General features: G+C 49.4%; 14 protein-coding genes. 8 read left to right on the top strand and 6 right to left on the bottom strand.

Features of this window, described 5'->3' with window-relative positions; all coding sequences use genetic code 11:
* Window positions 1-50: 50 nt before the first annotated feature.
* Complete coding sequence (locus LQ777_RS14840) at window positions 51-734, bottom strand: SDR family NAD(P)-dependent oxidoreductase (RefSeq protein ID WP_232558709.1); 684 nt, start codon at window positions 732-734, stop codon at window positions 51-53.
* 277 nt (window positions 735-1011) lie between these two features.
* Between LQ777_RS14840 and LQ777_RS14835 the strand changes: the two genes are divergently transcribed.
* The 6 genes from LQ777_RS14835 (at window position 1012) to LQ777_RS14810 (ending at window position 6156) form a co-directional block, all read left to right on the top strand.
* Window positions 1012-1575, top strand: a complete 564-nt coding sequence (locus LQ777_RS14835) for a hypothetical protein (protein WP_232558708.1) — start codon at window positions 1012-1014, stop codon at window positions 1573-1575.
* A gap of 78 nt (window positions 1576-1653) precedes the next feature.
* Window positions 1654-2514: an AAA family ATPase gene (locus LQ777_RS14830; RefSeq protein ID WP_232558707.1), complete on the top strand. Its 861-nt coding sequence runs from the start codon at window positions 1654-1656 to the stop codon at window positions 2512-2514.
* A gap of 45 nt (window positions 2515-2559) precedes the next feature.
* Window positions 2560-3774 (top strand): vWA domain-containing protein, encoded by a 1215-nt coding sequence (locus LQ777_RS14825; RefSeq protein ID WP_232558706.1) that lies wholly within the window; start codon window positions 2560-2562, stop codon window positions 3772-3774.
* A 48-nt stretch (window positions 3775-3822) separates the two neighbouring features.
* Window positions 3823-4530: a 16S rRNA (uracil(1498)-N(3))-methyltransferase gene (locus tag LQ777_RS14820; protein WP_232558705.1), complete on the top strand. Its 708-nt coding sequence runs from the start codon at window positions 3823-3825 to the stop codon at window positions 4528-4530.
* Window positions 4527-5186 (top strand): DUF4159 domain-containing protein, encoded by a 660-nt coding sequence (locus tag LQ777_RS14815; RefSeq protein WP_232558704.1) that lies wholly within the window; start codon window positions 4527-4529, stop codon window positions 5184-5186. The genes LQ777_RS14820 and LQ777_RS14815 overlap by 4 nt, the downstream gene beginning before the upstream one ends.
* A 163-nt stretch (window positions 5187-5349) precedes the next feature.
* Complete coding sequence (locus LQ777_RS14810; RefSeq protein WP_232558703.1) at window positions 5350-6156, top strand: acyl-CoA desaturase; 807 nt, start codon at window positions 5350-5352, stop codon at window positions 6154-6156.
* Window positions 6157-6271: 115 nt separating this feature from the next.
* Here the strand turns inward: LQ777_RS14810 and LQ777_RS14805 are convergent, their stop codons facing one another.
* The 3 genes from LQ777_RS14805 to LQ777_RS14795 form a co-directional block, all read right to left on the bottom strand.
* Window positions 6272-6799, bottom strand: coding sequence for a 5' nucleotidase, NT5C type (locus tag LQ777_RS14805; protein WP_232558702.1), 528 nt, complete (start codon window positions 6797-6799; stop codon window positions 6272-6274).
* A 41-nt stretch (window positions 6800-6840) separates the two neighbouring features.
* Window positions 6841-8301: a dihydrolipoamide acetyltransferase family protein gene (locus LQ777_RS14800; protein ID WP_232558701.1), complete on the bottom strand. Its 1461-nt coding sequence runs from the start codon at window positions 8299-8301 to the stop codon at window positions 6841-6843.
* Window positions 8302-8397: 96 nt separating this feature from the next.
* Window positions 8398-9651: a competence/damage-inducible protein A gene (locus tag LQ777_RS14795; RefSeq protein WP_232558700.1), complete on the bottom strand. Its 1254-nt coding sequence runs from the start codon at window positions 9649-9651 to the stop codon at window positions 8398-8400.
* 134 nt (window positions 9652-9785) lie between these two features.
* Here LQ777_RS14795 and LQ777_RS14790 point away from each other — a divergent pair, with 134 nt between their 5' ends.
* The gene (locus tag LQ777_RS14790; RefSeq protein WP_232558699.1) at window positions 9786-10550 is read left to right on the top strand and encodes a DUF4197 domain-containing protein; all 765 of its coding nucleotides are present in this window, start codon (window positions 9786-9788) and stop codon (window positions 10548-10550) included.
* Between the two features lie 71 nt (window positions 10551-10621).
* Here the strand turns inward: LQ777_RS14790 and LQ777_RS14785 are convergent, their stop codons facing one another.
* Together LQ777_RS14785 and LQ777_RS14780 are read right to left on the bottom strand one after the other, a co-directional pair.
* Complete coding sequence (locus LQ777_RS14785; RefSeq protein ID WP_232558698.1) at window positions 10622-11020, bottom strand: group III truncated hemoglobin; 399 nt, start codon at window positions 11018-11020, stop codon at window positions 10622-10624.
* A gap of 13 nt (window positions 11021-11033) precedes the next feature.
* Entirely contained in the window at window positions 11034-11378 is a 345-nt protein-coding gene (locus LQ777_RS14780; protein WP_232558697.1) for an ArsC family reductase, read from the bottom strand.
* A 77-nt stretch (window positions 11379-11455) separates the two neighbouring features.
* Here LQ777_RS14780 and gldC point away from each other — a divergent pair, with 77 nt between their 5' ends.
* Window positions 11456-11806 carry a gliding motility protein GldC gene (gldC, locus tag LQ777_RS14775; RefSeq protein ID WP_232558696.1) on the top strand — a complete coding sequence of 117 codons (351 nt, stop codon included), beginning with the start codon at window positions 11456-11458 and terminating at the stop codon, window positions 11804-11806.
* Window positions 11807-11824 lie beyond the last annotated feature (18 nt).

Here is an 11824-nt window from a genome sequence, read left to right as displayed (position 1 = left end):
CTGGTTCTAAAAACAGGACTCCTCCCGTGAGCAAAGCGTTGGATAGAACGTTACGGTTGGTTGTAAAATTTGAATACCGGTTCGCTAATGGTCTTGCCCGTATCTGACAAAACAAAGGCAATGGTTTCACTGATAGCATCCGGGCTAACCCACGTCGCAGGATCTGCGTCGGGCATGGCTTCCCGATTAGCGGGCGTATCAAGGGTGCCGGGGACAATCACCGTTGCCGAAATGTGTTTGCCGTTTCCGTGCGCGTTGATCAGGTTGGCTAACGCAAAAACAAGGGATTTGCTCAGCGAGTAAGCGACCAGGTTTTGACCCATTTCAGGCTCTAGTGCCGGACGAGCGCCGATCAACACAAACTGGCCACCGCCCTGCGCTTCGAATGTTGCCAGCAACGGTTTTACCATCGCAAAGGCGGTGACGAAGTTGAGCTGGTACATGGTCGTCAACGCGTCAATATCGGTGTCTTGAATACTACCAGCCGTAAAACCACCCACCAGTAAAGCCGCAGCATCAATGGGCTTACCGGCTATTTTGTCCAGAAAATCTGACACACTGCCTGCATCCAACAGATCGACTACGTAGCTTTCGACGTTGGGAAGGTGATTAAACAGGTCCAGATTTCTGGCTGAACCCAGCGTAGCAATAACGTGATAACCCTTTTGGTGTAGCACTTCGACGAGGCTGGTACCCAGATTGCCCGAAGCGCCGGTTATTAGGATTGATTTCATACGGTCAGAGGAGTAAAGTTGATAGGTGAGTTCGCGAATGGAGTGCGTTTAACGATAATTTTACGGATACCAAGCTACTACTTTTTAGATAATCTACCGGTTAATCAATTGGCAAGTGGTTGTCGAAAACCGGTTGTTAGAGTTGGCAATTCCTTGTTTTTCAATAAATAGCTTGCGTGACGGTCGTAAAAAAGGCAGTTCACCCGACTCTTTCTGTCTCGCTTGAACAGATAGCGGTCGTTGTTGTTCATTATACATTATCCATTAGCTTTGTTACATGGCAAACTACAAGAATGAGGGATTTAATCCCGAAGAGATAAACGCACTGAAAGAAGAGTGCCGGCAGGAAGGTAAATCGTTCATCTACGTGGAAGACGACGATCTTGATGTGCTGGAATCTGGCGAATGCGTTCATATTCAGTTTCCAGGTAGCTATCAGGGACAGGAAGTAGTCTTTGATGCCTTGGTATACACACTTCGGCTCCATCATAGCAGTCTGGTTTATGAAATGGCCGTTGAACAGGTACAGAAAACGTATCCGGAGTATGTCCCACCCGAAGATCGGACTCCAAACTATAAAATCGCTCCCGAGCTGGAAGAGGAAGCTGAAACGGCTCTGACAGAAATTATCGAGGAAATCGAAGAAACAGAAACCGTTAAGGTGCAGGAACACGTTGAAGTTGACACGGAATTTGACTACGGTATTAGTCTGGACGTGTGCCTGAACGTAGAAGAAATTAACGACGAGGTCGTTGAAAACTTCGTTCAGAATTTCAAGGCAAACTCCTTACACCTGGACAATACGCTGTATTCATTCATGAGTGATGGGGAAGATAATTAGGTAATACGGTCCGTCGTTAGTCATAGCCAACCGGTTGTGGCTAACGACTGTTCACCGACGACTAGCAACGAACAAGGAATGACTACTTTTTCGGGCACCAATACCTACGTCGCCACCCGCGAACTTAGTACCGCTGTTAATGCGGCTATCCAGCTCCAGAAACCCCTTCTGATTAAGGGCGAACCGGGTACGGGCAAGACGTTGCTGGCTTATGAAATTGCGCAGTCGTTGGGAATGCCGCTTTACACCTGGCACGTTAAATCGACTACCTCGGCTCAGCAGGGGCTGTATGAATACGACGCTGTTTCCCGATTGCGGGATTCGCAGCTTGGTAGCGGCAGCGAAGGGACGGACCGCATCAATAACATCGAAGCCTACATCAAAAAAGGAAAGCTTTGGGATGCTTTCGAATCCGACGAACAGGCTGTTTTGCTCATCGACGAGATCGACAAGGCCGATATTGAATTTCCCAATGATTTGCTTCAGGAACTCGACCGGATGGAGTTCTATTGCTACGAGTTGAAGCGGACAATCTGCGCCCGACACCGGCCCGTGGTCATCATTACGTCCAACAACGAAAAAGAATTGCCCGATGCCTTTCTGCGTCGGTGCTTTTTCCATTTTATTCGCTTTCCGGATTCGGACACGATGCAGCAGATCGTTACGGTTCATTTTCCCCATCTGGCGCAGGAACTGGTAGCGAAAGCCATGTCGGTTTTTTATACTATCCGCGACGTGAAAGCGCTTAAAAAGAAACCATCGACAAGCGAGCTGATCGACTGGATACGGTTATTGCTGGTTGCTGGCGTAACGCACGACGATTTGAACGATCTGGACACGCTGAATGAATTGCCACCTTACCTGGGTGCATTGCTCAAGAATGAACAGGATACCGACCTGATGACTGCTCTCCGTAAAAAAGGAGGCCGACCGTATTAAGAGCGAACAGAGTAGATCACAAAATCACGTTGCTCTCCACTAGTTATGTTTCTCGATTTCTTTCTGCTGTTGCGTCAACACGCGTTGCCCGTCACGTTGCCCGAATACCTGACGTTGTTGTCGGCTCTGCGGAGTAATGTCGGCAGTACGACTATAGAGGACTTTTACTACCTGAGCAAAACGACCCTAATCAAGCACGAACAGCATCTGGATTTATATGATCGACTGTTTGGCGAATACGTGACGGGTAAGCAATCGGAACAGGTAACTAATTTACCGGAAGTGCCGCCCGACTGGCTGATCAATACGCTGGAAAATAGACTGACACGCGAAGAGTGGGAGGCCATCGAAGCCGAAGGAGGTTTGGATGCCCTCTGGCAGCAATTTCGGGAGTTGCTGAATGAACAGGATGAGCGACACGAAGGAGGGAACCGCTGGATTGGGGCGGGTGGATCTTCACCATTTGGCAACAGCGGCATCATCAGTTCGCCGGAAGGGTTCAACCTGAATCCGGGAGATAAGGAGCCATCAACGGGAAGCCGGCGGGCAACAAAAATTTGGGAAGACCGAGCCTACAAAAACCTCGACGACAACGTTGAACTGAACACGCGTAACCTGAAAATGGCCCTTCGTCGGTTGCGTATCCTCACCCGTGAGGGAGTTGACGACGAACTGGATATCAACGGGACAATAGACAGCACAAGCCGCAACGCCGGTTTGCTGGATATTCAACTACAGCCTTCGCGCCGGAATCAGGTAAAAGTATTGATGCTTTTCGACGTGGGCGGCTCAATGGACGAGCACATCGACTTGTGTTCACAGTTGTTTTCGGCGGCTCGCTACCAATTTAAACATCTGGAGTTTCTGTACTTTCATAACTGCGTTTACGAGACCTTGTGGAAAGACAACCAGCGCCGTCGCGACCGGGTGCCAACCTGGGAGGTGCTGCATAAGTATACTAAAGATTACAAAGTGATTTTTGTGGGCGACGCGGCTATGTCGCCCTACGAGATTACATCAGTCAAGGGAAGCATCGAGCATTATAACGAAGAGGCTGGTCTTATCTGGCTTGATCGTTTTAAAACTCAGTATCCACATCTGGTCTGGCTCAATCCCAGCATAGCCGATTATTGGAAATACACCCAAAGCACGAAGCTTATTCGCGCGTGGTCGGGCAACCGGATGTTTCCGCTAACCCTGAACGGGCTGGAACAGGCCATGAAAAGCCTGAAAAATCCGAAGGTGGTCTATACGCCGTAGCGACGCTTGTTGCAACGTCAAACCGACAGAATGTGTATTTTTGCTTCCATGCATTTATTCTATCAGCCTGAATCCGTTTCCTACCTGACCGAAGACGATTCTCGCCATGCTATTAAAACGTTACGACTAGGAGTTGGCGATGCGATTGCCGTAACGGACGGACACGGAAATCGGTATTCCGCCGTTATTACCCAGGCCGACAATCGACGCTGTTCGTATCGGATCATCGACACCCAATCGACGCCATCACGTCCGTTCTCCGTTCAAATCTGTGTTGCTCCGACAAAAAATAGCGACCGGATCGAGTGGTTTATTGAAAAAGCGGTTGAGATTGGTATTGAACAAATTACCTTTTTTTTCGGTAGCCATTCCGAACGGCGCGTGTTGAAGTTGGAGCGGTTAGAGAAGATTGCCATTGCGGCTATGAAGCAGTCGCTCCAGTCTCATCTGCCGCAACTCGACGAAGCCGTTTCGTTTGGGGAAATGCTAAAAACGTTAAGCGATTCGTCCGTAGGGGACAAGCAGCGGTTTATTGCGCATTTACCCGACGATGAACCCGTTGATCATTTGGCTAAAGCCGCTACGACCGGAGGGCATTACGTCGTTTTGGTTGGACCCGAAGGTGATTTTTCAGAACAGGAAATTAAACAGGCCAAGGATGCCGGTTTTCAGATGGTGACGCTCGGCGCGAATCGCCTGCGCACAGAGACAGCGGCTTTGACAGCTTGTCAGGTATTAAACTTTATAAACGTATGAAAAAGCTACTGCTGACGTTATTTCTCCTCCAGGCAACGCTGTCGGTGACGGTTGCCCAGTATGCTTATAAAATTGCCAAACTGAAGTATAACGGCGGGGGCGACTGGTACGCCAACAAGACCTCGATGCCAAACCTGATTAAGTTCGCTAATGCCAACCTACGGATGAACATCTTTCCCGAAGAAGACATTGTGGAGCCCGGCAGCCCTGACATTTTTGGGTATCCGTTTATCCACATGACGGGACACGGGAACGTATCGTTTAGCGAGGCTGATGTGCAAAATATGCGTCGCTATCTGACGGCGGGCGGTTTTTTGCACATTGACGACAACTACGGCCTGGATAAGTTTATTCGGCGGGAGATGAAAAAAGTGTTTCCCGAACTTTCGTTTGTCGAATTGCCTTTTAACCATCCCGTCTATCAGCAAAAGTTTAAGTTCGCTGCTGGATTGCCGAAAGTGCACGAGCATGATGGCAAAGCTCCCCAGGGGTTTGGGTTGATTTACCAGGGGCGTTTGGTGTGCTTTTACAGCTACGAATGCGATTTGGGGAACGGTTGGGAAGACCAAAGCGTTTACAATGATCCCGAGCCTATGCGGCAGCAGGCCTTGCGCATGGGCGCTAATCTGTTGCAGTATGCTACTACGACAAATTGATCTGATTTGGCAAAGCCGATAAATGGACAAATCCCATTTAGACTGTTTTCAAATAATTTAAAGTATTATTTGGAGAAGGCAACCCAAAACGGATTAAATTTCGTTAGTTTTGTAGGAGTATTTTTAGGTTACTCGGTTGTTCACCTTTTAAACAGTCAATATTGTGATTGTACTGGCCGCATTCCTCGGACATTGGTATCTGTCCCTGTTTTGCCAAACATTTTTCTTACACCGTTACTCGGCCCATAAAATGTTCGCGATGAGCAAGTTTTGGGAGCGGTTTTTCTACCTGTTAACGTACGTATCGCAAGGGTCATCTTACCTGAGCCCACGCGCTTATGCCGTGTTGCACCGGATGCACCATGCCTATAGCGACACGCCAAAAGATCCTCACTCTCCCCATCACACGAAGAACGTATTCACGATGATGTGGCAGACGAAAAATATTTACAACGCCGTTTTGCACCGCAAGCAAGCCATCGAGCGGCAGTTCGACCGGAATTATCCAGAATGGAATTTTATCGAGAAAGTTGGTGATTCGTGGGTTTCCCGGGCTGGCTGGGGCGTTCTGTACAGCCTGTTTTACATTTTCGCCTTCATTTACCTGGACATGCACTGGGCGTTCTTCTTCCTGTTACCGGTTCACTTCGTCATGGGGCCTGTACACGGTGCAATCATCAACTGGAGCGGTCACAAATACGGTTATTCGAACTTCGATAACCATGATCAATCAAAAAATTCGCTGATTCTGGACGTGGTTATGATGGGCGAACTGTTTCAGAACAACCACCACAAACGGCCTAACGCGGCTAACTTCGGTGCTAAATGGTTTGAATTCGATCCTACCTACCCGGTAATTGGAATTCTGCATAAGCTTCACATTGTTCGGTTGAGACCTTCTGCCGAAGCCAAGAAAGCCCAGCACGAAGTCGGTCACGATCGTCTCATTGATGAAAAAGTAGAAGCGTAGTTTCATCAGGTGTCAATAACAGAAAAGCCCCAACTTGGGGCTTTTTGTTTTGGTTGTAAATCGGTTAGCGGGGTGGTGTCAGTTACGAATAACTCACACCACCCCGCTAACCGATTTACAACAATATTTTGGCTATTTCCTGCCAAGACTTCACGCGCTGAAACTGCTGGTCATCGCGGTTGTGAAGTGCGTCGAACAATAATCCTTCACCCTGAAAGGTACGTAGATTACGTGGTAGATCGTCGATCAGAAAATCGGTATTCAACACGCTTTTGTCACCTAAAAAAATATAATTATGCCAGGAAATAGCCGGGAAGTGTTCCTGAAGCCAGTCCCATTTTTCGCGTAGTGAATTAGGAAACTCCTGGGCCGCCGAGGCAACAAAAACGTCGTACTTTTCCATCAGATTGGCAATGACATCCTGCGCACCTTCCATAACCGGAATATCGCGGAAGAAACCTACTTCATAGACGCGCTCGGAGATGGCTTTGTATTCGTTTTCGTCGAACAGTTCATGGAACGATTTTTCCTTTAGCTCTTCCAGTGTGTAGCGGGGCATGTCGCCTTCCAGATAAAGCTTGATGAACTTAGCGTGGGTATCAGCCATGACATCGTCCATGTCAATCGCAATGCGTTGTTTCATACTCGTAGTGAACCGCATGGGCGGTTGGCTATAATCGCTGATTAGAGTTTACGGTTTACGTCAAATTGTTCCAGGTAATCGGCCACGCGCCGAACGAACTGTCCGCCCAAGGACCCATCGACGACCCGGTGATCGTACGAGTGCGATAGGAACATCAGCTGCCGAATACCAATAAAATCGCCCTGGGGTGTTTCGATCACAGCGGGTTTTTTCACGATAGCTCCGAAAGCCATGATGGCTACCTGCGGCTGCACGATGATCGGCGTTCCCATGAGGTTGCCGAATGTACCGATGTTTGAGATGGTGTAGGTTCCTCCGGCCAGATCGTCGGCGGTTAGTTTATTCTCGCGGGCGCGTTTGGTCAGATCATTTACTTTCTTGGTTAATCCCACCAGGTTATACTGTTCCGCATCGTGAATGACCGGTACAATCAGATTTCCGTTAGGTAGTGCCACCGCCATACCAACGTTGACCGGCTTTTTGACGAGGATCGTATCCCCTTCCACCGAAACATTGATCATCGGAAAGTCCTTGATCGCTTTGACAATCGCTTCGACCAGGATAGGGGTATAGGTCAGGTTTTCACCGTACTGCTGCTTGAACTGATCTTTTACGCGGTTCCGCCATTCAACAACGGGGGTAAGGTCGGCCTCAACGAACGAACTAACGTGGGGAGAAATCTGCTTTGATTCCACCATCCGCTGAGCGATCATTTTACGCATCCGATCCATCTGGATAATGTCGTTCTGGCCATTAACGGAGCCATGCGCATTACCGTTGATAGGCGTTGCTGATCCTGATGCAGCGGGTTGGGGTTTCGGCGCTTCTGGTTGTGGCTTGGCGGGCTGAGCAGCCGGAGCTGGTTGCGACACTCTACCTTCAGCCCGGTCGATTACATAAGCCAGAATATCCTTTTTCGTAACCCGGTTTTCGAGACCTGAACCGGGAATCCGGTCGAGTTCATCGCGCGAAACACCTTCTTCCTTGGCAATGTTTAGTACCAGCGGGGAGTAGAAACGGTCAGGAAATGCCGTCTGCGTGCCCGCCAACGCCGTGGCCGAAGCGGCAACCGCTTTGTCAGTGGCGGGGCGGCTGCTCATGGCCGCGATACTGGTTTCTAGCTCCCGCGCAGATTCCGATACCTCGGACTGATCGTTGTTTTCAATATCGTCGGGAACGTTGGCTACATCACCGATCCCTTCAGGCGTTTGATTCGGTGGAAGTGAAGGAGTACCCTCCGCTGACAGCTGGTTTTCCTCAATGTCGGTTTCAATACGGGCAATCGGCGCACCAACGGCTACCACGTCGCCGTCTTTAACAAGTAGTTCTTTCAGAATTCCATTTTCGGGTGCTGGTACTTCGGTGTCCACCTTATCCGTGGCTACTTCCAGCACGGATTCGTCGGCGTCAATACGGTCGCCTGGCTGTTTAAGCCACCCAATAACCGTACACTCCATTATACTTTCGCCCATTTTGGGCATTACCATGTCAATTAGTGCCATGTTTATAGGAGTTAGAGGGTAGGAGCTGGCAGCGAAAAACGGGGAAGGGAAATTCCCAAACGCAGCGCATTCACCAGGCTCGTCCTACTTTCTGTTTTACAGCGTCAATAATTCTTCCCGCAGCATATTAAGCACATACGTGGAGGTCAATTGAATATTTTGATCGCGGTACTGACCGAGCTTGAGCAACCGGGCAGCGGTGCGTTCTTCGGTCGAGCAGGCGATCCAGATCGTGCCGACGGGTTTGTCAGGTGTTCCACCGTCAGGCCCGGCGATTCCGCTGGTGGCAATGCCGACATTGGTTCCTAACGCTTTACGGACACCTTCGGCCATCCGCCGAACCGTTTCCTCACTGACCGCGCCGAACTGATCCAGCGTTTCAGGAGTAACGCCCAACTGGTTCACCTTGACGATGTTGCTGTAGCTGACAACGCTTCCCCAGAAGTACGCCGACGAGCCGGGTATTTTCGTGATCTGGGACGATACATAGCCACCGGTACAGCTTTCTGCAATGCTAAGTGTAAGACCTTTCTCGCTTAATAGCCGGCCAACGACCGTTTCAAGTTCGTCATTATCGAAGCCAAATACGTTCTTTTCGATCAATGGAAGTACTTTTTCTACTTGTTCGGCCAATTGCTGGTCGAGTAGTGCTTCGTCGTTACCCGTCGTGGTCAGCCGTAATTTAACACCGCCAAAGCTGGGCAGGTACGCCAGTTTGATCGGGTCGGGCAGTGCGTCTTCCCAGGCTTCAATGCGTTCCGCCAAGAATGATTCGCCAATGCCAACCGTCCGAATCATTTTGTGCTTGATCACCGGCGTGTTGAAATGCCCGCGTAATTTGGGAAGGATTCGATTCGTCATCAAATGTTTCATCTCGAACGGAACCCCCGGCAACGAAACGTATACCCGGCCTTCGTGTTCGAACCACATACCGGGAGCCGTACCCCAGTCATTCTGCATATAAACAGCGTTGGCTGGTAGGTCCGCCTGGCCCCGGTTGAGGTCTGTCATTTCGCGGCCTCGCTTGACGAAGAAACTCGTTACCAGCGCCAGGGCCTCTTCATTGCGCACCATACCTACGCCAAAGTACGTGCACAAGGTTTTCTTGGTAATGTCGTCTTTAGTCGGTCCCAGTCCTCCGGTCAGGATAATCACGTCGGCGCGTTGGTGCGCTTCGTGAAGAACGTCCAGAATGACATTGGCCTGATCGCCAACGGACGATTTGCGAACGACGCGGATGCCGATATTGGTTAGTTCGGTTCCCAGCCAGGCCGTATTGGTGTCGGTGATTTGTCCGAAGAGTATTTCGTCGCCGATGGTGATCACTTCGGCACGGATCGTGTTGGTCATAAGAAATGCAACCCGAAGGTCGTCATAAAGTTTGAAGCGATTCGTTATTAAACCTTCGCTTCTGGCAGCGGTCAAAAGTACGAAAAAACGATTTAGGGGCGTTGGCCGTTATTAAACCGCAACCTAATTTATCAATGATGAAAAAAAGTGTGCTTACCGCTACATTGCTGGCGACACTGCTTAGTACAACCAGCTTCGCTCAGGACTCCACCCGTCAGAAGTCATCCGGTGGGGGCATTTTTGGTAAGATTCTCGATGCTGTTACGCAGCCCTCTGCCGGAACAGCGGGAGGGTTGACAAACAGCGATATTGCTTCCGGGCTCAAAGAAGCACTTCGTATTGGTGTAACGAATGGCTCCACGCAGGCATCGCAGGTAGATGGTTACTTTAAGAATCCTTTATTAAAGATTGCTTTTCCACCCGAAGCGCAAAAAGTAGCGACGAAACTTCGGCAGATTGGTCTTAACAAACAGGTTGATCAGTTTGAGTTATCGTTGAACCGAGCTGCTGAGGATGCCGCTAAAAAAGCTGCTCCCGTGTTCGTCAAAGCGATCACATCCATGAGTATTCAGGATGCAGTGGGTATTTTGAGGGGGTCAAACGACGCGGCTACGCAATACCTGCGCCGTACATCAGGACAACAACTCGTCATGCAGTTTACGCCCATTATTGACAGCACCCTAAAGAAAAACAACGCAACGCGCTATTACAGCGATCTCGTCAATACGTACAACAAACTGCCATTCGTGCAAAAAGCGAATCCGAACCTGACGGAATACGCTACCAACAAAGCGGTTGACGGTTTATTTATTCTTGTCGCGCAGGAAGAATCAAAAATTCGCGAAAATCCGGCGGCACGGGTCACGGATCTGCTCAAGCGAGTATTCAGCAAACAGTAAAAGCCAATTGTTACGAAGGTATATGAAGCCGCTAAGTCCCGCCAAACGAAACTTAGCGGCTTCACGTGGTTTTAGCCCATGTAGGAATCGTTGTTTAGATACTCCAGCTTATTGTTCCAGACCAGCGCGATCTGGGTAGCCCGCTGTCGGACCTGCTCGGCGGTTTCGCCCGTGAAGTTCTCTGTCAGCGTGGCCGAAAACAACGATAACCAACGCTCGAAATGGTCCATGGTGAGCGTATGCTGCTGGTTGATGATCAGATGGGGGCGGAACGGATGACCGTGGTAGGTGTTGTTTCCTAAAATCAAATTCTCCCAAAAGGCGTACATTTTGGGTAGGTGTTTCGACCAGTCAACCTGGGCTACATCGGTAAAGACGGGGCCAATGAGTGGATCAGCCTGTACTTTTTCGTAAAAAGAATCGACCAGAAAACGAACATCTTCCGGCGAATTCAGAGTTCTTGTTGGCATGGCTTCGTTGCTTTTATACGAATGCTTCTTCGTATTGATCCGCTTTAAAGCCTAACAAAATTAATTGACCATTCGATTCAATCAGGGGCCGGCGAATCACCGATGGTTTGTCGATCATCAGGGTAATAGCGTCACCGGCGTTGGCTGGCTTTTCGGCGTCGGGTAATTTCTTCCAGGTTGTTCCGGCGCGGTTTACCAGGTCCTCCCATGACTTTTGCGTAAGCCAGTGTTCAATCGTTTTTCGATCAATACCCTGTTTTTTATAATCGTGAAATTGGTACTCGATACCATGCTCGGCTAGCCAGACGCGGGCTTTTTTGACAGTATCACAATTTGGAATGGCGTATAAAGTATACATACAAGTTGCTTGCTTTAGGACGAAAGTAGGCGATTTGGGCCATACAATTCCCGACTGCGTTCCGTAAATTTGTGTCTATGAAAAAATCAGACATTCATTTTACGGTCGAGTTAGACAATCAGAATATTCCCGAGAAAATTTACTGGGAAGCTACCGATAACCCAAACGAGGGTCTCAGCGATACGCGTGCCATTGCCATTGCACTTTGGGATCAGTACCACAACAGCACGCTGAAAATTGATCTTTGGACAAAGGAAATGGAAGTAGTGGACATGAAGCGCTTCCTGATTGAGATGATGAGCGGCATCGCTGATACGGCGGTCAATGCAACGGGCGACAAACAGATGGCTACTGACATTGAAAACACCTGTCGGGTGCTGAGCAAGCGTCTCGAAGAAGAAATTAAAGAGCAGCAAAAGCAGCAGTAGCTGACACCGAAGCGACCC

Origin of the sequence: Spirosoma oryzicola, assembly GCF_021233055.1 — a bacterium.
Classification (GTDB): domain Bacteria; phylum Bacteroidota; class Bacteroidia; order Cytophagales; family Spirosomataceae; genus Spirosoma; species Spirosoma oryzicola.
This window is presented reverse-complemented; position numbering and strand designations above follow the sequence as displayed.

Excerpts from the sequence above, each read along its gene's own strand:
- LQ777_RS14815 (WP_232558704.1), top strand. The coding sequence starts at position 4,527 with ATGAAAAAGCTACTGCTGACGTTATTTCTCCTCCAGGCAACGCTGTCG.
- LQ777_RS14785 (WP_232558698.1), bottom strand. The coding sequence starts at position 11,020 with ATGCCAACAAGAACTCTGAATTCGCCGGAAGATGTTCGTTTTCTGGTC.
- LQ777_RS14840 (WP_232558709.1), bottom strand. The coding sequence starts at position 734 with ATGAAATCAATCCTAATAACCGGCGCTTCGGGCAATCTGGGTACCAGC.
- LQ777_RS14820 (WP_232558705.1), top strand. The coding sequence starts at position 3,823 with ATGCATTTATTCTATCAGCCTGAATCCGTTTCCTACCTGACCGAAGAC.
- LQ777_RS14800 (WP_232558701.1), bottom strand. The coding sequence starts at position 8,301 with ATGGCACTAATTGACATGGTAATGCCCAAAATGGGCGAAAGTATAATG.
- LQ777_RS14780 (WP_232558697.1), bottom strand. The coding sequence starts at position 11,378 with ATGTATACTTTATACGCCATTCCAAATTGTGATACTGTCAAAAAAGCC.
- LQ777_RS14830 (WP_232558707.1), top strand. The coding sequence starts at position 1,654 with ATGACTACTTTTTCGGGCACCAATACCTACGTCGCCACCCGCGAACTT.
- gldC (WP_232558696.1), top strand. The coding sequence starts at position 11,456 with ATGAAAAAATCAGACATTCATTTTACGGTCGAGTTAGACAATCAGAAT.
- LQ777_RS14835 (WP_232558708.1), top strand. The coding sequence starts at position 1,012 with ATGGCAAACTACAAGAATGAGGGATTTAATCCCGAAGAGATAAACGCA.
- LQ777_RS14825 (WP_232558706.1), top strand. The coding sequence starts at position 2,560 with ATGTTTCTCGATTTCTTTCTGCTGTTGCGTCAACACGCGTTGCCCGTC.
- LQ777_RS14790 (WP_232558699.1), top strand. The coding sequence starts at position 9,786 with ATGATGAAAAAAAGTGTGCTTACCGCTACATTGCTGGCGACACTGCTT.
- LQ777_RS14805 (WP_232558702.1), bottom strand. The coding sequence starts at position 6,799 with ATGAAACAACGCATTGCGATTGACATGGACGATGTCATGGCTGATACC.
- LQ777_RS14795 (WP_232558700.1), bottom strand. The coding sequence starts at position 9,651 with ATGACCAACACGATCCGTGCCGAAGTGATCACCATCGGCGACGAAATA.